The 18,274-nt window shown below is 70.5% G+C and carries 15 protein-coding genes, 1 tRNA gene and 1 pseudogene; 10 read left to right on the top strand and 7 right to left on the bottom strand.

All coding sequences use genetic code 11. The features are described 5' to 3' along the window. Positions 1-78: 78 nt before the first annotated feature. The 5 genes and pseudogenes from KQY30_RS17390 to KQY30_RS17370 form a co-directional block, all read right to left on the bottom strand. A pseudogene (locus tag KQY30_RS17390) lies at positions 79-1,544 on the bottom strand (peptidoglycan D,D-transpeptidase FtsI family protein). Continuing rightward, positions 1,541-2,959, bottom strand: a complete 1,419-nt coding sequence (locus KQY30_RS17385) for an FtsW/RodA/SpoVE family cell cycle protein (RefSeq protein WP_217307620.1) — start codon at positions 2,957-2,959, stop codon at positions 1,541-1,543. Before KQY30_RS17385 ends, KQY30_RS17390 begins: the two are co-directional and overlap by 4 nt. A 25-nt stretch (positions 2,960-2,984) precedes the next feature. Beyond that, positions 2,985-4,493: a Stp1/IreP family PP2C-type Ser/Thr phosphatase gene (locus KQY30_RS17380; protein WP_217307619.1), complete on the bottom strand. Its 1,509-nt coding sequence runs from the start codon at positions 4,491-4,493 to the stop codon at positions 2,985-2,987. A 141-nt stretch (positions 4,494-4,634) separates the two neighbouring features. Then, entirely contained in the window at positions 4,635-5,147 is a 513-nt protein-coding gene (locus tag KQY30_RS17375) for an FHA domain-containing protein (RefSeq protein ID WP_046507034.1), read from the bottom strand. A 10-nt stretch (positions 5,148-5,157) separates the two neighbouring features. Beyond that, complete coding sequence (locus tag KQY30_RS17370) at positions 5,158-6,033, bottom strand: DUF3662 and FHA domain-containing protein (protein WP_217307618.1); 876 nt, start codon at positions 6,031-6,033, stop codon at positions 5,158-5,160. 440 nt (positions 6,034-6,473) lie between these two features. Here KQY30_RS17370 and KQY30_RS17365 point away from each other — a divergent pair. After that, positions 6,474-6,560 (top strand) — tRNA-Leu (locus KQY30_RS17365). A 164-nt stretch (positions 6,561-6,724) separates the two neighbouring features. On the opposite strand, the gene KQY30_RS17360 is transcribed toward KQY30_RS17365, so the two are convergent. Further along, entirely contained in the window at positions 6,725-7,342 is a 618-nt protein-coding gene (locus KQY30_RS17360) for an FMN-dependent NADH-azoreductase (protein WP_217307617.1), read from the bottom strand. Between the two features lie 130 nt (positions 7,343-7,472). On the opposite strand from KQY30_RS17360, the gene KQY30_RS17355 reads away from it, so the two are divergent. From KQY30_RS17355 to KQY30_RS17325, 7 genes are all read left to right on the top strand, one after another. Next, the gene (locus KQY30_RS17355; protein ID WP_217307616.1) at positions 7,473-7,823 is read left to right on the top strand and encodes a helix-turn-helix domain-containing protein; all 351 of its coding nucleotides are present in this window, start codon (positions 7,473-7,475) and stop codon (positions 7,821-7,823) included. A gap of 387 nt (positions 7,824-8,210) precedes the next feature. Beyond that, a complete protein-coding gene (locus KQY30_RS17350) occupies positions 8,211-9,752 on the top strand; it encodes a DUF2252 domain-containing protein (protein WP_217307615.1) in 1,542 nt (513 codons plus the stop codon). Between the two features lie 141 nt (positions 9,753-9,893). Next, positions 9,894-10,787: a J domain-containing protein gene (locus KQY30_RS17345; RefSeq protein ID WP_254407184.1), complete on the top strand. Its 894-nt coding sequence runs from the start codon at positions 9,894-9,896 to the stop codon at positions 10,785-10,787. 102 nt (positions 10,788-10,889) lie between these two features. Further along, positions 10,890-11,234, top strand: a complete 345-nt coding sequence (locus KQY30_RS17340) for a rhodanese-like domain-containing protein (protein ID WP_217307614.1) — start codon at positions 10,890-10,892, stop codon at positions 11,232-11,234. Between the two features lie 117 nt (positions 11,235-11,351). Beyond that, positions 11,352-12,059, top strand: a complete 708-nt coding sequence (locus KQY30_RS17335) for a DUF5819 family protein (RefSeq protein ID WP_217307613.1) — start codon at positions 11,352-11,354, stop codon at positions 12,057-12,059. A gap of 194 nt (positions 12,060-12,253) precedes the next feature. Next, positions 12,254-13,450 carry an HTTM domain-containing protein gene (locus KQY30_RS17330; protein WP_217307612.1) on the top strand — a complete coding sequence of 399 codons (1,197 nt, stop codon included), beginning with the start codon at positions 12,254-12,256 and terminating at the stop codon, positions 13,448-13,450. Further along, the gene (locus KQY30_RS17325) at positions 13,447-14,169 is read left to right on the top strand and encodes a TrmH family RNA methyltransferase (protein ID WP_217307611.1); all 723 of its coding nucleotides are present in this window, start codon (positions 13,447-13,449) and stop codon (positions 14,167-14,169) included. Before KQY30_RS17330 ends, KQY30_RS17325 begins: the two co-directional genes overlap by 4 nt. Positions 14,170-14,195: 26 nt before the next feature. Here KQY30_RS17325 and paaN read toward each other — a convergent pair whose 3' ends face one another. Beyond that, positions 14,196-15,914, bottom strand: coding sequence for a phenylacetic acid degradation protein PaaN (paaN, locus tag KQY30_RS17320; protein WP_217307610.1), 1,719 nt, complete (start codon positions 15,912-15,914; stop codon positions 14,196-14,198). A 168-nt stretch (positions 15,915-16,082) separates the two neighbouring features. Here paaN and KQY30_RS17315 point away from each other — a divergent pair, with 168 nt between their 5' ends. Further along, positions 16,083-17,642, top strand: a complete 1,560-nt coding sequence (locus tag KQY30_RS17315) for a 3-hydroxyacyl-CoA dehydrogenase (protein WP_217307609.1) — start codon at positions 16,083-16,085, stop codon at positions 17,640-17,642. Then, positions 17,639-18,253, top strand: a complete 615-nt coding sequence (locus KQY30_RS17310) for a TetR/AcrR family transcriptional regulator (RefSeq protein WP_217307608.1) — start codon at positions 17,639-17,641, stop codon at positions 18,251-18,253. Before KQY30_RS17315 ends, KQY30_RS17310 begins: the two co-directional genes overlap by 4 nt. The last annotated feature ends 21 nt before the right edge of the window (positions 18,254-18,274 follow it).

Raw genomic sequence — 18,274 nt, 5'->3', positions numbered from 1 at the left:
TGCGATTGGCCCGTAACGGTGACCTGATATACGACCGGTATCGCAATGTGCGTGTAAGGAGGCGAGCCGTGACCGGCGTCACCTCCTGCTGTCGATGACCGCCTTCATCACATTCTTGGCGATGGGGGCCGCGAGGCCGCCACCGGAGATGTCGTCGCGGTTGGCATTGCCGTCCTCGACGACGACCGCGACCGCGACGGGGGAGCCGCTGTCCGTCTTGGCGTACGAGATGAACCACGCGTACGGGTTCTTGCTGTTGTTCTCGCCGTGCTGCGCGGTACCGGTCTTGCCGCCGACCGTCACATTCGCGATCTGGGCGTTCTTTCCGGTGCCGTCCTTGACGACCGTCTCCATCATGCTCTGGAGCATCTGCGCGTGCTCCTGGGTGAGCGGGCGGCTCAGCTCCTCGGGCTCGGTCTTGCTGAGCACGTCCAGGTTGGGCGCGCGGAGCTGGTCGATCATGTACGGCTTCATCAGCTTGCCGTCGTTGGCGACCGCCGCGGCGACCATGGCCATCTGGAGGGGGTGGCCCGGGTGTCGAACTGGCCGATGGAGGAGAGCGCGGTCTGCGAGGAGTTCATCTCTTCGGGGAAGAAGGACGCGTTGGAACGTACCGGGGTGAACTGCTCGGCGTTGAAGCCGAACTTCTTCGCGGTCTCCAGCATCTTGTCCTTGCCGAGATCGGAGCCGAGCTTGCCGAAGACGGTGTTGCAGGAGAAGCTCAGCGCCTCCCGGAGGGTGGCGTCCTTGCAGGGGATGTTGCCCTCGTTGACGAGCGGGGTGGTGGTGCCGGGCATGATCCAGGGGAGCGGCGAATCGGTCGGCTCGTCGATGTCCGTGATCTTGCCGTGCTCCAGGGCGGCGGCCGCGGTGACCACCTTGAAGGTGGAGCCGGGCGGGTAGGTCTCGCGCAGCGCCCGGTTCTGCATCGGGTCGTCGGGGTTGTGCTTCTTGTCGAGGGCGACCCAGGCCTTGGAGTCCTTCTCGCTGTTGCCCGCGAAGGTGGACGGGTCGTAGCTCGGAGTGGACGCCAGCGCCAGGATCTTGCCGGTCTGCGGGTCGATGGCCGCCACCGCGCCCTTGGACTTTCCGAGGCCCTCGTACGCGGCCTTCTGGGCGGCGCCGCTGAGGGTGGTGACGACGTCGCCGCCCTTCTTCTTCTTGCCCGTGAACATGGCCATGGTGCGGTCGAAGAAGAGCCGGTCGTCGTTGCCGGTGAGTATGCCGTCCTCGAGCTTCTCGATCTGGTTGGCGTCGAAGGCCTGCGAGGCGTAGCCGGTGACGGGCGCCCACATGGGGCCGTCGACATAGGTGCGCTTGTACGCGAAGTCGCTGTCGTCGGTCTTGACGGAGCCGGTGATCGCCTTGCCGTCGACGATGATGTTGCCGCGCTCGTTGCTGTACCGCTCGATGAGCACTCTGCGGTTGAACTTGTGCGAGTTCAGCTCGTCCGCGCGTACGTACTGGAGCCAGTTGTCCCGGATCAGCAGGGCCAGGACGAGCAGCCCGCAGAAGATCGCGATGCGTCGCAGCGGCTTGTTCACGGTCGGACCACCTGGGTCATCTCGGCATCGGGTGACGGAGCGGGGGCCGGTGCGGGCCGGCGCGCGGTGTCGCTGATACGGATCAGGACGCCGATCAGCGCCCAGTTGGCGAGCACGGAGGAGCCGCCGTACGCGACGAACGGCATGGTCATACCGGTCAGCGGGATGAGGCCCATCACACCGCCGGCGACGACGAACACCTGGATCGCGAACGCGCCGGAGAGGCCGATGGCGAGCAGCTTGCCGAACGGGTCGCGGGCGGCGAGCGCGGTCCGTACGCCCCGCTCCACGATCAGCCCGTAGATCATCAGGAACGCCATCGTGCCCGCGAGCCCGAACTCCTCGCCGACCGTGGTGAGGATGAAGTCGGCGTTGGCGGCGAAGCCGATGAGGTCGGAGTTGCCCTGGCCGAGGCCGGTGCCGAGGGTGCCGCCCGAGCCGAAGGACAGCAGGGCGTCGCCGATCTGCTGGCAGGCGCCGGTGACATCCGTCTGGTAGCAGTCGAAGGGGTCGAGCCAGGCGTTGACACGGGACTGGACGTGCGGCTCGAAGGAGGCGACGCCGACCGCGCCCGCGACCGACATCAGCAGACCGAACACGATCCAGCTCGTGCGCTCGGTGGCGACGTACAGCATGATCACGAAGAGGCCGAAGAAGAGCAGCGAGGTGCCCAGGTCGGTCTCGAAGACCAGGATGAGGATCGACATTCCCCAGATGGCGAGGATCGGGCCCAGGTCACGCCCTCGCGGCAGGTACATGCCCATGAACCGGCGGCTGGCCAGGGCCAGCGCGTCACGCTTCACCATCAGATAGCCGGAGAAGAAGATCGCGATGATGATCTTCGCGAACTCACCGGGCTGGATCGTGAAGCCGCCGATGCTGATCCAGATCTTGGCGCCGTTCACGGCGGGGAAGAACATCGGCAGGATCAGCAGCACCAGGGCGGCCGCCATCGAGATGTACGTGTAGCGCTGAAGGATCCGGTGGTCCTTGAGGACCATCAGTACGGCGACGAACAGCGCGACCGCGATGGCCGAGTACATGAGCTGCTTGGGCGCGTCCGGGCTGTACGCGCCGAAGAGCGCCTCGGCGCGCCGGATCAGCCGCGGCGACTGGTCCAGCCGCCAGATCAGCACCAGACCCAGCCCGTTGAGCAGGGTGGCCAGCGGCAGCAGCAGCGGATCGGCGTACGGGGCGAACTTGCGCACCGCGAGATGGGCGATCCCGGCGAGCAGGCCGACGCCCAGCCCGTACCCCAGCATCCCGGCGGGTACCTTGCCGTCGAGGGCGAGCCCCACGTTCAGATACGCGAACACCGGGATGACGACGGCGAAGGCGAGCAGCCCCAGTTCGGTGTTGCGGCGGCTCGGTGCTTCGATCGCGCCGATGGTGGTCGTATTGGTGACAACGCTCATGTGGTGAAAGGCCCCCTACGGCCGGCTACTGCTGCTTCCCGCAGTTCGAGGCCACTTTCTGCTCCTCCTCCGAGAGGCTGGGGCCCGGAGTGGGAGTCGCGGCTTTCGGCTTGATGGTGGTGGTCCGGCCGGAGGTGTTCGTACCGGTCGTGCCGCCGGCCTGGCCTTCGCCGGTGACCACATCGGCCTCTCGGTCGGCCTGACGGCGCTGCTCGTCCTTCTTGCAGGCCGACGCCTGGGTGGCGAGTTCCTGGATCTTGTCGCGGCCGTTGGCGAGGCTGCCCTCGGCGATGGTCTCCTCGACCTGCTTGCGCTGGTAGGGCGGGAGGTACTTGAGTTCGATCTCGGGGTGGTCCTTCTCGATCTCCGAGAGGGAGAGCCAGGCGAGATCCTGGCTGATGCCCCGGTAGAGCGCCACATGCTCCTCGTTGGCACCCACGTAGTACTGGGTCTGCGTCCAGCGGTAGCCGCCGTACAGTCCGCCGCCGACGACGGCCAGGGCGAGCACCGTGTAGAAGGACCGCTTGAGCCACTTGCGGCCGCCGCGCGGCTTGACGAAGTCGTCGTCGCTGTACGCGCCGAAGGCCCCGTCGGCGGGCATGCCTCCGTAACCGGCGTCCCCGCCGCTGCCGGGCGGGCCGAAGCCGCCTCCGGGCTGCGGCGGTACGGAGCGGCCCAGGCCGGCCGCGCGGCCCGCGGGGGTCTGCATCGCGGCGGCGTTCTCGGCGGAGTTCAGCGGAAGCTGGTTCTCGGCGACCGCGCCGACGACGACCGGGGTGTCGTTGAGCTGCCCGGCCAGGGTGTCGTTGGACTCGACGTCCAGGACGTCGGCCACGATGCAGGTGATGTTGTCGGGGCCGCCGCCGCGCAGCGCGAGCTGGATGAGGGCCTGTACGGTCTCCTGCGGGCCCTGGTAGCTGGCGAGGGTCTCCTCCATGGTCTGGTGGGAGACGACGCCGGAGAGGCCGTCGGAGCAGATCAGATAGCGGTCCCCGGCGCGGACCTCGCGGATGGAGAGATCCGGCTCGACATGGTCGCCGCTGCCCAGCGCGCGCATCAGCAGGGAGCGCTGCGGATGGGTGGTGGCCTCTTCCTCGGTGATCCGGCCCTCGTCGACCAGCCGCTGCACCCAGGTGTGGTCCTGGGTGATCTGGGTCAGGACGCCGTCGCGGAGCAGATAGGCGCGGGAGTCGCCGACATGGACGAGGCCGAGCCGCTGGCCGGTCCACAGCAGGGCGGTGAGCGTGGTGCCCATGCCTTCGAGCTGGGGGTCCTCCTCGACCATCACCCGGAGCTGGTCGTTGGCCCGCTGCACCGCCGTACCGAGCGAGGTGAGGATGTCGGAGCCCGGAACGTCGTCGTCGAGCTGGACGAGGGTGGAGATCACCTCGGAGGACGCGACCTCACCGGCGGCCTGGCCGCCCATGCCGTCGGCGATGGCAAGCAGCCGCGGTCCGGCATAGCCGGAGTCCTCGTTGCCCTCCCGGATCATGCCCTTGTGCGATCCGGCGGCGAAGCGCAGAGACAGACTCATGCGCACCTCGCCCGTCGGCTCGCCCGTCGACTGTCGCGCCAGCCGGTCTCGAGCCACACTGCCCACCCTCCGGTCGGGAGCCTGCTGCGGTCCGCTGCCGGGACCGCCGCGGCTCGCTCGCTCCGCTCGCTCATTGTCGTACTACTTCCGCAGCTCGATGACGGTCTTGCCGATGCGGATAGGAGCGCCCAGCGCGATCGGTGTCGGTGTCGTGAGCCGGGTCCGGTCGAGATACGTGCCGTTGGTGGACCCGAGATCCTCGACGATCCACTGGCCGTCCCGGTCCGGGTAGATCCTGGCATGCCTGCTGGACGCGTAGTCGTCGTCCAGCACGATCGTCGAGTCGTGCGCGCGGCCCAGGGTGATGGTCTGGCCCTGGAGGGCCACCGTGGTGCCGGTGAGGCTGCCCTCGGAGACGACCAGCTTGGTGGGCGCGCCGCGGCGCTGCCTGCCGCCCTGCTGCTGGCGCTGCTGGGGCGGCGCCGCCGACTGGCGGGCCTGCTGCGGGCGGGCGTCGCCGCTGCGGCGCGAGCCGCGCTGGGTGACCCGTGTCCCGAACAGATCACTGCGGATGACCTGGACGGCCACGATCACGAACAGCCACAGAACGGCCAGAAAACCTAGCCGCATGACCGTCAGGGTCAGCTCTGACATTGCCCCCGCTTCACCCTTCGGCTTGCCTGTAAACGATGGTGGTGTTGCCCACGACGATCCGCGAGCCGTCGCGGAGCGTAGCGCGGGTGGTGTGCTGTCCGTCTACCACGATGCCGTTGGTGGACCCGAGGTCCTGGATCGTCGAGGGCGTTCCGGTCCGGATCTCGCAGTGCCGGCGCGAGACCCCGGGATCGTCGATCCGTACGTCGGCGTCGGTGCTGCGGCCCAGTACGAGCGTGGCGCGGGAGATCTGATGGCGGGTGCCGTTGATCTCGATCCAGCGCCGCACCTGACCCCCCGGCAGAGCGCCCGGCCCGGCCCCGGGGAGGCGGCTCGCGGCGGGGGCGTGGCCGCCTGGGGGCGGTGCGGTCGGCATCGGCGGCGCGGCGGCGGGCGGATAGCCGTACCCACCGGGGGCGCGGCCGGGAGGAGCGGCGGAGGGCGCGGAGCCCGCGTATCCGCCGGGACCGCCGAGGGGAGCCCCGCCGCCGGGTGCCTGCGGCTGTGACGTACTCGACGCCAGCGTGCGGCTCCGTACCCGGTACAGACCGGTGTCGAGGTCCTCGGCCTTCTCCAGATGGACCTTGATCGGGCCCATGAAGGTGTAGCGCTGCTGTTTCGCGTAATCGCGGACCAGCCCGGACAGTTCGTCACCGAGCTGGCCGGAGTACGGGCTGAGGCGCTCGTAGTCCGGCGCGCTCAGCTCCACGATGAAGTCATTGGGGACGACCGTCCGCTCACGGTTCCAGATCGTCGCGTTGTTGTCGCACTCGCGTTGGAGGGCACCCGCGATCTCCACGGGCTGGACCTCGGACTTGAACACCTTCGCGAAGGTGCCGTTGACCAAACCTTCGAGACGCTGTTCGAAACGCTTCATGACTCCCATGTGGCACCTCCTCCGTCGTTGCCGTCCTGGTACTGCTTACTGATCGTATCCACGCGTCGGGAAATCGGCTGGTTCCCCTTGTCTGCCCCGTCGATGAGTGTCCCCTCTCACACGGATCGTAGAGGCGGCTTCATGACAGTGTCCCGCACCCGGGGTGCACTCAGGAGGAGCGGGGGGCGACGGTTGGCCGATCGTTGTCCGGGGGGCGGGTCGGGGGTGGGTACGGGGCGGGGTACGGCGGGGTTCCGGGGGCCGGGACGCGGCGGTTCCGGGGCCGGGACCGCGCCGGGGTCGCCCCGGCGTCGTCCTGGGGTCGTGCTGGGGTCGTCCCGGGGTCGCGCGAACAAAGGGATGTGAAGCCACCCGCCCCACCGTGCTAATCTTCTCGATGTCGCCAGGGACACACACCAGCAGGTGAGGGACCGGACGACACACCCAATGCGCGGGTGGCGGAATAGGCAGACGCGCTGGATTCAGGTTCCAGTGCCCGCAAGGGCGTGGGGGTTCAACTCCCCCCTCGCGCACCACAGAACCCCCGCTCCGGATCTCTCCGGAGCGGGGGTTCTTCGTTGTGCCGGCCATGTGCCATGCCCGCTGCGTGTCGTGCCTGCTGCCTTTCCGGGAGGCCCGCTCTCCCGGAAGCCCGGCGGGGCCGGGCGGCGGGGCGGGCTCTCCCGGAAAGGCCGCGCGGTCAGGCGGCGAGGCGGGCGGCGAGCGCCTTGGCCTTCTGGGTGGCCTCCTCCTGGGCCTTGGCGCGGGACGCCTCGGCGAGCGGGACCAGTTCGGCCATCTCCGGCTTGGTGTGCGCGAGCGTCAGCTCCGGGACGATGAAGTCGATCTCCGTGGCGCCGAACATCCCGGTCAGCACCTTCTCCAGGTAGTTCTGGACGAACTCGAAGTCCGCGCGCGGGGTGCCGGGAGCGTACGAACCGCCGCGGCTGGCCACGATGGTGAACGGCGTGGAGGCCAGCGGGCTGTCGGGGAGGCCCGCGTTGTGGCCGACGATGATCACCTGGTCCAGCCAGGCCTTCAGGGTCGACGGAATCGAGAAGTTGTACATCGGCGCGCCTATGAGGACCGCGTCCGCCTCGGCCAGTTCGGCGGCAAGTTCGGCGCGCAGGGCATCGCCAGCGCCCGACGACGCGGCGGTGATGTCCAGGTGGGGCAGCGGGGAGGCGGCCAGATCGCGGTAGACGACCTTGCCCTCGGGGTGCTGCTCGAGCCAGGACGTGACAAAGGTCGCGGTGATGTCGCGCGAGGCGGAGCCTTCCGGGAAGACGGCTGAATCGATGTGCAGAAGCGTGGCCATGACGTTCTCCATGGGGGGCTTGAAACGGCGTACCGAATGGGTAGGCGAGCGGAGTTTCCGTTCGCACCTATGGATAACACAGTCACTTACTTTTTTTCATCCCGGCTCGGAAAACCGGTACGCTGTGGGCATGGCGGACCATGGCGCGGAGGAGTGCAAGAAGGTCGACGTGAGCATCACGCGCGTCTTCGAACTGCTCGGCAAGCGGTGGTCGGGCCCGATCATTTCCGTACTCATGCAGCGGGCGGTCTACTTCGCCGAGCTGCGGCGGGCGGTTCCCGGCATCAGCGAGCGCATGCTCTCGGACCGGCTGACCGAACTGGCGGCGGCAGGCCTGGTGGTGCGCGAGGTCGACGAGGGGCCGCCGCTGCGGGTCGCGTACCGGCTGACGGACGCGGGCGCGGCGATGGAGCCGGCGCTGAAGGAGCTGCGGCTGTGGGCCGAATCGAATCTGCGGGAGCCGTCCGAGGGCGGGTGTTAGGGCGTAGGGCGTTCGGGGCGGTTGTGGCGGGTGCGGCGGTTCTGAGGCGTTGGGCGGGTGGGGTGTTGGGCGGGCCGGGCGTTGGCCGGGCCGGGAGTTGGCTGGGTGGGGCGTTGGCTGGGCGGGGCTGAGGGTGCGCGTCTGAGGGGTTGAGGCGCGGGGCGTGGCTTGGCGCGGGCGTTCGGCGCGGGGCGTTCGGCGGGGCGTGCGGCAGGGCATCGGGCGCGCGTGCGGCGGGTCCCCGGCGGGGCTTCGGGGTTATCCACAGGGGGAGACGGCTGTCACGGCCCGGCGGTACCGTCGTCTGCGGTTGATCTCAAGCGATTTTCAAGCCAGTGCCGAGTGCTGCGAGTTCGGCGGGTTCGAGTACGGGGGAGGCGGCACGCCATGGGCGGTGTCGGGGTCGAGTCGGCGGTGGTGTCCGCGCTGGTGTCCGCGGGCGGGCGCATTCCGGTGGTGCCGGGTTTCGCGACGCGTACGGCGACGGGGGCCGGGGAGGGCGCGCAGGCGAGCGGGGCCGGGGTGGACGGGGCTCGGGGGCACGGGGCTCGGGGGGACGCGGTGGCGCGGACGTCCAAGGAGCTGGGCAAGGCGCTGCGGGCCCGGGTGCCGAGGTCCTCGCACGACTCCGTCGTGTTCGCCGCGGGCCGGCCCGGCGCCGTGCGGGCCGTCGAGGAGTCGAGCCGTGGCCGGGTGCCCGAGCTGGCGCCGCTGCGGGTCGGGCGGATGGCCACCAGTCCCTTCGCCTTTCTGCGCGGCGCGGCCGGACTGATGGCCCATGACCTGGTGGGCACCCCGGTCACCGGCGCCGCCGCGCAGATATGCGGCGACGCGCACGCGGCGAATTTCGGTCTGTACGGGGACGCGCGCGGTCGGCTCGTGATCGATCTCAATGACTTCGACGAGACCGTGACGGGCCCCTGGGAGTGGGACGTCAAGCGGCTCGCCACCTCGCTGGTGCTGGCCGGCCGTGCGGCGGGCGCGGACGAGGACACCTGCCGGCGCGGGGCGTACGACACGGTGGGCGCCTACCGGCGCACCATGCGTCTGCTGGCCAAGCTCCCCGTCCTCGACGCGTGGAACGCGATAGCCGACGAGGAGCTGGTCTCGCACGCGGACGCGCGTGATCTGGCCGGCACTCTGGAGCGCGTGGCGGGGAAGGCGCGGAACAACACGAGCGCGCGGTTCGCGGCCAGGTCGACCGAGGCGGTGCCGGACGCGAGCGGGGCCGTCGGCGCGGACGCCCAGCGGCGCTTCGTGGACGCGCCGCCCGTGCTGCGGCGGGTGCCGGACGCGGAGGCCGCGGCGGTGGCCGCCTCACTGGAGGAGTATCTCGGCACGCTCCCCGAGGACCGGCTGCCGCTGCTCGCGCGGTACGCGATACACGACGTGGCGTTCCGGGTGGTCGGCACCGGCAGCGTCGGGACCCGGTCGTATGTGGTGCTGCTGCTCGACCACCGGGGCGAGCCGCTGGTGCTCCAGGTGAAGGAGGCACGGCCCTCGGCCCTGCTGCCCCATCTGCCGGCCGCCGGATTCGAGGCGCCCGTGGTGGCGCACGAGGGGCGTCGGGTGGTGCTGGGACAGAAGCGGATGCAGGTGGTGAGCGACAGCCTGCTGGGGTGGACGACCGTGCGGGGCAGGCCCTTCCAGGTGCGGCAGTTCAGGAACCGGAAGGGGAGCGTCGACCCCGCGGCACTGCCGGCCGACCAGATAGACGACTACGGAAGAATGACCGGAGCGCTGCTGGCCCGGGCCCACGCGCACAGCGTGGACCCCCGGCTGATAGCCGGTTACTGCGGTAAGAACGACGAGCTGGACACGGCTGTGGCCGGCTTCGCCGTGGTGTACGCGGACCGCACGGAGGCGGACCACGCCGAGCTGGTGGCGGCTGTGCGGAATGGGCGGATAGCGGCCGAGCTGGGTGTGTGACGGCCGGCAGCGGAGCGGACCGCCGCGGCTCGCCCCGTACGCTGGACGGGTGACGCGGGACGGGAGCCGACGATCCGTAACGACGACGAACGGGATGTACGAGACGTGCCGGATGCGACGGAATCCACGGTGGCGGCGGGCATGAGCGATGCGGCGGAGGCCCCGGAGGGCGGGCCCGGCGCGGCGGACACGCCGGACGGGGCGGACAGGGCGGACGACTCGGCGGGTACGGCGGAGGGCGTCGGCGAGACCGCCGGGGCGGACCGGCCCGAAGCGCGGCTGGAGCGGGCCGTGCGCGTTGCCGAGCAGGCGCTGATCGAGTTCGAGATCGCGCTGGAGACCTTCCGGATCGAGGTGGAGAACTTCTCCCGGCTGCACCATCAGCGGCTCGGCCCGATGTACGCGCGACTCGACGAGCTGGACGCGCTGATCGCCGAGGCCCGCGCGGCCAGGAGCGGCGACCCCGAGGATCTGCGCAAGGCGCGGGAGGCCCGCGCGATGGTGCAGCCGATGCCGGGGGTCGAGGAGCTGTTCCACGACTGGCTCGATTCCGACGGCCTCTCGCCGGAGGCGGCGGCGATGCTGACCGAGCAGCCCGTACGTCCACCCAAGCGGGTCCGGCCGAGCGACGAGGCGCGCAAGATCTACCGCGAGCTGGTGCGCAAGGCCCACCCGGACCTGGCACGGGACGACGCGGAGCGCGCCAGACGTGAGGAGTTCCTCACTCGCGTGAACGCGGCCTATGGGCGGGGGGACGAGACGCTGCTGGAGGAGCTGGCCGCGGAGTGGGCCGCGGGGCCGGTGCTGAAGGCGCCGCGCCTGAGCGAGAGCGAGGAGCTCTACGCCCGGCTGGAGTGGCTGTCACAGCGCAAGGAGATGCTGACGCTGGTCGCCAAGGAGCTGGAGGAGAGCGCGATCGGCGCGATGCTCAGGATGGCGCCGGACGACCCGGACCGGCTGCTGGAGGAGATCGCCGAGCAGTTGCTCGCCGAGGTCGCCGGACGTGAGACGGAACTGGCCGGGCTGGTGGAGTAGGTTTTCCGGAGTCCGGCACACCTGGCCGGGTTCTGTTCCGCACACCCGGCGTGGTCCACGCCCCGGTCCTGGTCCCGGCCCGTACGAGAGAAGGCACAGCTCATGAACTTCGCCCCGCTGCCCTCGGTCGATGTCGCGGCGGTCCCGTCCGACGGACTGGTGCTGGACGTCCGGGAGGACGACGAGTGGGCGGCCGGTCATGTCGAGGGCGCGCTGCATGTGCCGATGAGCGACTTCGTGGCGCGCTTCGGCGAGGTGACCGAGGCGGTGGCCGGGGGCCGGAAGGCCTATGTGATGTGCCGGGTCGGCGGGCGCTCCGCACAGGTCACCCAGTATCTGGTGCAGCAGGGCCTGGACGCGGTCAACGTGGACGGCGGCATGCTCGCCTGGGACGGCGCGGGACGGCCGATGGTCACGGACAACGGCACCGCGGCATTTGTGCTCTGAGCCCCTGCCGGTCCCGGTTCGGGACTCCGGACCCGGACCCGGACAGGGCCTGGGCCCGGCCCGTAGGGTGTCAACCCTCTGGACGACTGAGTGGGCGCGGGCGGGGATCGGGGCGGGATGGATTCGTACGACGACAAGGGTGTGAAGGCCGGGCCGCCACCCGGCGCCGGGATAGCCGGCCTGTCCCTTCCCGGCCAGGTGGTGGCCGCCGCGGGGCTCGCGGTCCTCGGACTGCTGGCCTGCACGCATCTGGCCATGGTCTTTCTGCATGCCGCCCCGTCCAACACGATCACCAAACAGCACGGCAAGGCCGTCGACGAGTGGGTCTACCCCGAGTTCGAACAGAACTGGAAGCTCTTCGCGCCCAACCCGCTCCAGCAGAACATCGCCGTCCAGGCGCGCGCCGAGGTGGCGAAGCCCGACGGCGCCCGGACGACCACCGGCTGGATCGATCTCTCCGCCGAGGACGGTGAGGCGATCCGCGGCAATCTCCTTCCCAGCCATGTCGACCAGAACGAACTGCGCCGCGCCTGGGACTTCTTCACCGGCTCGCACGACAACGACAACCGCCCCAACGGCCTGCGCGGGCAGCTCTCCGAGAGCTATGTCCGCCGCATCGTGATGCTGCGCCTCGAGGATCACGACCTGGGTGGTCCCGTGGAACGCATTCAGCTCAGGTCCGCCGCCACCACGGTCGCGGCGCCCCCCTGGAGCACCGAGAAGACCGATACGCGTCCGACGTACCGGCTCTATCCCTGGTGGACGGTGAGCGCCACGGACCTTCCCGAGGGCGTACGGAACGGCCGTACGGAGGCGGAACAGTGAGCGCGCACCCGGCCGAACGGCCGACGGACCAGCCGGCCGGCCAGCCGACGGACCAGCCAAGAGGGTCCGGTGGCCACCCCGATGACCGGCAGCACGAGCCGCCGGCCGGGCGGCCCGATCAGCAGCCGACCGATCAGCAGCCGACCGATCAGCGGTCGGCCGGCCGGCCGGGCCCGCAGCCGGGCCCACGGGCCGTGGGGAGGCCGCTACAGGTGGCCGGGCCGGCCGTCCGTGCCGTCCAGCGCGTCACCGCCGCCGCCCTCGGCCCGTACCAGAGCGCCGTCGTCCGGATCGGCTTCGCCGGCGCCTGGCTGCTGTTCCTGCTGCGCGAACTGCCCCACCGGCGTGAGCTGTACGGACCTGACGGCCCGTGGAGCTGGGACATGGCCCAGCAGCTCATCGCGAAGAACGGCGCCTTCACCGGGCTGATGTGGTCGGACAGCGTGGTGTGGTTCGAGATCGTCTTCGCCGTCGCCGTGCTGTCCAGCGCGCTGCTGCTGATCGGCTGGCGCACCCGGACCATGTCCGTGCTCTTCATGTTCGGCGTGCTGTCGCTCCAGAACCGCAGCATCTTCATGGGCGACGGCGGGGACAACGTCATCCATCTCATGGCGATCTATCTCGTGCTGACGCGCTGCGGCCAGGTCTGGTCGCTGGACGCCAGGCGGGCGGCGCGCGGGGCGGACGGCGTCCGGCGGGACCGGATCGGACCGGTGCTGTGGAGCTGTCTCGGGGTGTTCCTGGTCATAGGCTCGGCGACGGACCGGATCCACGCCGACCTGTGGCTGGTGATCGTCTTCTGGGGCGTCTGGGTCGGGCAGGGCCTGTGGTGGGCGGCCAACCGCTACGCGCCGGACGGTGAGCCGCGTGCCCTGCTGGATGTCCTCGCCAACCTCCTCCACAATGCCGCACTTGTGGTGATCATGGCCGAGGTCTGTCTGGTGTACGCCACAGCGGGCTGGTACAAGATCCAGGGTTCGCGCTGGCAGGACGGAACCGCCCTCTACTATCCGCTCAAACTGGACTACTTCAGCCCCTGGCCGGAGCTTTCCTCCCTGCTCGCGGCCAGCGGTGTCATCGTGATGCTGGTGACCTACGGCACGGTCATGGTGCAGGTCGCGTTCCCCTTCACGCTCCTCAACCGGCGCGTCAAGAACGTACTGCTGGCCCTGATGATGCTGGAGCACGCCGCCATCGCCGTGGTGCTCGGACTGCCCTTCTTCTCGCTCGCGATGATCGCCGCCGACGCGGTGTTCCTGCCGACGCCCTTCCTGCGGTGGCTGGGCGACCGGGTCTCGGGTCTGGGGAAGCGGCTGTTCGCCCGGCCCGGAGTGTCCCTGCCCGAGCAGCGGAGCGACAGTCCGGAGCAGACCCGTACTCTCGTCGGGTGAGCAGTGAGACAACGGCGGAGGTCCGCGGGCCGGCCCCGGAGGACCTGGAACCCGTCCAGTACGACGAGGGCTTCGGCCCGGAGATCGGCGTCGGGCCGCATCCCGGCCCCTGGCCGCGCGGCGAGCGGTACGACCCGGAGCTGCTGGCGGCCGGGGACCGGCGCAATGTCGTCGACCGCTACCGGTACTGGACGCGCGAGGCCGTTGTCGCCGATCTCGACACCCGGCGCCATGACTTCCATGTGGCGGTGGAGAACTGGACGCACGACTTCAACATCGGGTCGGTGGTCCGCACCGCCAACGCCTTCCTTGCGAAGGAGATCCATATCGTCGGGCGGCGGCGCTGGAACCGGCGCGGTGCGATGGTCACCGACCGGTACCAGCACGTGCGCCACCACTCCGACGCCGCAGGGCTGACCGCCTGGGCGGCGGCGGAGGGGCTGCCGGTCATCGGGATCGACAATCTGCCGGGGTCCGTACCGCTGGAGCGGACCGAGCTGCCGCGCCGCTGTGTGCTGCTCTTCGGGCAGGAGGGCCCCGGTCTGACCGAGGAGGCCCGTGAGCACACCGCGATGGTGTGCTCGATCGCGCAGTTCGGCTCGACCCGCTCGATCAACGCAGGAGCCGCCGCGGCGATCGCCATGCACGCCTGGATCCAGCGGCATGCCGTCATCCCGGACACCGCCGCTTCCGACACCCCGGCGCCGCCCGCACCCTGATCCGCGGGCGGCCCCGGAGCGCCGCCCTATGCCTGGCGCCTGACCTCCACCATCCGGAAGCGGTTGGCCACGAACGCCGAGTCGCACAGTGCCGCGTTCGCCGCGGGATTGCCGCCGGAGCCATGGAAGTCCGAGAAGGCCGCGGTCTGGTTCACGAACACGCCTCCCGTGAGATTCAGCGAGAGCTGCGCCGACTCCTCCAGACAGACCTCCTCGATCGCGCGCTCCGTCTCCGGCGAGGTCGTGTACGCGCCGACCGTCATGGCGCCCCGGTCGCGGATCGTGCGGCGCAGCAGCTCCACCGAGTCGTCCGTGGAGTCCATGGCGACCGCGAACGACACCGGGCCGAAGCACTCGGTGAGATACGGCACCTCCGCGGCGCCCTCGGCCCCGCTCTCCCCCGCCTTCTCCCAGGACTTGCGGGAGCCGTCGGCCTTGACGATCGCGGGCGTACGGACCACGGCGTCCGGGAAGTCCGGATTGCTGATCTCGCGCGAGGGGAGCGCGACATCGCCCAGCGCGGCGGCGGCCTCCAGCCGGGCCTTCACATCCGGGTTGACGAGCGCGCCCAGCAGCCCGGCGGCACGGGCGTCGTCGCCCAGCAGCCCGCTCACCGAGGCCGCGAGATCGGCCACCACCTCGTCGTACGACTTCTCGCCCGCGTCCGTCGTGATGCCGTCCCGGGGGATCAGCAGATTCTGCGGGGTGGTGCACATCTGGCCGCTGTAGAGCGACAGCGAGAAGGCCAGATTGGACAGCATCCCCTTGTAGTCGTCGGTGGACTCGATGACGATCGTGTTGACACCGGCCTTCTCCGTGTAGACCTGCGCCTGGCGGGCGTGGGTCTCCAGCCAGTCACCGAAGGCGGTGGAGCCGGTGTAGTCGATGATCCGGATCTCCGGGCGCGTGGCCAGCGGCTTGGCGATGCCCTCGCCCGGCCGCTCCACGGCCAGCGCCACCAGATTCGGGTCGAAGCCGGCCTCGGCGAGCACCTCGCGGGCGGCCCGTACGGTCAGCGCCAGGGGCAGCACCGCGCGCGGATGGGGCTTGACCAGGACGGGATTGCCGGTGGCCAGGGAGGCGAACAGGCCCGGATAGCCGTTCCACGTCGGGAACGTGTTGCAGCCGATCAGCAGCGAGATGCCGCGCGGGGCGGCGGTGAAGGTCTTCCGCAGCTCCAGGGGGTCACGCTTGCCCTGCGGCTTGGACCAGTCGGCGGCGGCCGGGGTGCGCGTCTGCTCCGCGTACGCGTACGCCACCGCCTCCAGGCCGCGGTCCTGGGCATGCGGCCCGCCCGCCTGGAACGCCATCATGAACGCCTGCCCGCTGGTGTGCATCACCGCGTGCGCGAACTCGTGCGTGCGGGCGCTGATCCGCGCGAGGATCTCCAGACAGACCAGGGCGCGGGTCTCGGGCCCGGCGTCGCGCCAGGCGCCCATGCCCACGCGCATGGCGGGCAGCAGGACATCCACGTCCGCGTGCGGATACTCGATCTCCAGCGCCGGGCCGTACGGCGAGATCTCGCCGCCGGTCCAGCCGTCCGTGCCCGGCTGGTCCAGCTCGAAGCGGGTGCCGCGCAGGGCCTGGAAGGCGGCCAGACCCTCGGCCGGCGCGGTCTCGCCGTACGCCTTGGGATGTTCGGGGTGCGGCGACCAGTAGGCGCGGCTGCGGATCGCCTCAAGGGCCCGGTCGAGTGTGGGCCGGTGCTTTTCTGAGAGCTGCTGGGGGCTGAGCTGGGCGGCCATGACGGACCCACTCCTCGGTCGGGCTGAGACGGGGACATGTGCTGACGGACAGGGTTAGAGTAACCGAACGATCGGTCGGGACAAGGGGGCCCGGCGAACCTGTGGACAACTCACCCCGGGGAGACTCATGGCCCCGCCGGTGCCCGCTCATACGGAAGGATTGCTCCCATGACAGCAATTGAGCCCGGCCGTGTTGTCGCGGTCGTCGGCACCGGGACGATGGGGCAGGGAATAGCCCAGGTGGCGCTGGTCGCCGGACATCCCGTACGGCTCTACGACGCCGTGCCGGGCCGTGCGGAGCAGGCCGCCACCGCCCTCGCGGGACGGCTCGGCCGGCTGGTCGAGAAGGGCCGGCTCGACGCCGCGGCGCGCGATGCCGCGGTGGCCCGGCTCCGCCCGGCCGCGGAACTCGCCGAGCTGGCCGACTCCGCGCTGGTCGTGGAGGCCGTACTGGAGCAGCTCTCCGTCAAGCGCGAACTGTTCGCGGCCCTGGAGGACCTCGTCTCCGACGACTGCCTCCTCGCCACCAACACCTCCTCCCTCTCGGTCACCGCCGTCGCGGGCGCCCTGCGCGTCCCCGGCCGCCTGGTCGGACTGCACTTCTTCAATCCCGCGCCCCTCCTGCCGCTCGTGGAGGTCGTCAGCGGCTTCGCGACGGACGAGGAGGTGGCGCTGACCGCGTTCGAGACGGCGCGCGCCTGGGGCAAGACGCCCGTGCGCTGCGCCGACACCCCCGGCTTTGTCGTCAACCGCATCGCCCGTCCGTACTACGCCGAGGCCTTCCGGGTGTACGAGGAGGGCGCCGCTGATCCGGCCACCATCGACGCGGTGCTGCGCGGGAGCGGCGGCTTCCCGATGGGCCCCTTCGAGCTGACCGATCTGATCGGCCAGGACGTCAACGAGGCCGTCACCCGGTCCGTATGGGAGTCCTTCTTCCAGGATGTGCGGTTCACGCCGTCCCTCGCGCAGCGCAGGCTTGTGGAGTCGGGGCGGCTGGGCCGCAAGTCGGGCCGGGGATGGTTCCCGTACGGCGAGGACGCGCCGTCCGTGGAGGCACGGACGGCCGGACCCGCGCCCGCTCCCTCGTCCGTCACCGTCCAGGGCGAGCTCTTCGCCGCGGATGCGCTGCCCGGCCTGATCGAGGAGGCGGGAATCGAGGTCCTCTTCAAAGAAGACGCCGTCCCCGGCCATCCGGGCTGGATCGAGCTGTCCGACGGCACGCGGCTCTTCCTGTCGGACGGTACGGCCGCCGACGACGCCGACATGCCCGTCATCCACTTCGATCTCGCGCTGGACTACCGTACGGCGACCCGGATCGCCCTGGCGCCGGCCGCCGAGGTCGACGAGGCGGCCCTGAACGAGGCCATCGGGCTCTTCCAGGCACTGGGCAAGGACGTCAGCGTGATCGCCGACATCCCCGGCATGATCGTCACCCGTACGGTGGCGATGCTCGTGGACTTCGCGCTCGACGCGGCGGCCCGCGCGGTCGCCACCCCCGAGGACATCGACACCGCGATGCGACTGGGCGTCAACTACCCGCGCGGCCCTCTCGACTGGGGCCAGGAACTGGGCGCGCGATGGGTGCTGTACGCGCTGGAGGCCCTGCACGAGGAGTACCCCACCGGCCGCTACGCCCCCTCCCAGGCACTGCGCCGGCTGGCCGTCGCGCAGGAACAGCGAGAAGAGCGGGGCGAGCAGGGCGAGCACGGGGAGGAGGATGGAGCATGACCACCGCCAAACGTGACACCTATACGCCCGAGACCCTGCTGACCGTCGCGGTCCAGGTCTTCAACGAGCGCGGCTACGACGGCACCTCCATGGAGCATCTCTCCAAGGCCGCCGGGATCTCCAAGTCCTCGATATACCACCATGTGGTCGGCAAGGAGGAGCTGCTGCGCCGGGCAGTCAGCCGCGCCTTGGACGGGCTCTTCGGGATCCTCGACGAGGACGGCGCGACCCGTGGGCGGGCCGTCGAGCGCGTCGAGTACGTGACCCGCCGTACGGTCGAGGTGCTGATGGCCGAGCTGCCCTATGTGACGCTGCTGCTGCGGGTCAGGGGCAACACCCAGACCGAGCGCTGGGCCATGGAGCGGCGCCGGGAGTTCGACCACCGGGTCGCGGATCTGCTCAAGGCGGCCGCGGCGGACGGGGATTTGCGGGCCGACATGGACACGCGGCTGGCGACCCGGCTGCTCTTCGGGATGGTCAACTCCCTGGTGGAGTGGTACCGGCCGCACGCGGCGGGCGGGTACAGCCGCGAAGAGGTGGCGGAAGCGGTGGTACGGATGGCCTTCGCCGGGCTGCGCACCGAACGCGAGGGCGCCGAAGGCCTGTCCTGAACGAGCCCTCCTGGACGGGCC

This window comes from Streptomyces sp. GMY02 (genome assembly GCF_019056675.1).
Classification (GTDB): Bacteria; Actinomycetota; Actinomycetes; order Streptomycetales; family Streptomycetaceae; genus Streptomyces; species Streptomyces odonnellii.
Note: the sequence above shows the minus strand (reverse complement) of the source record. Positions and strands in the feature narration are given on the sequence as shown.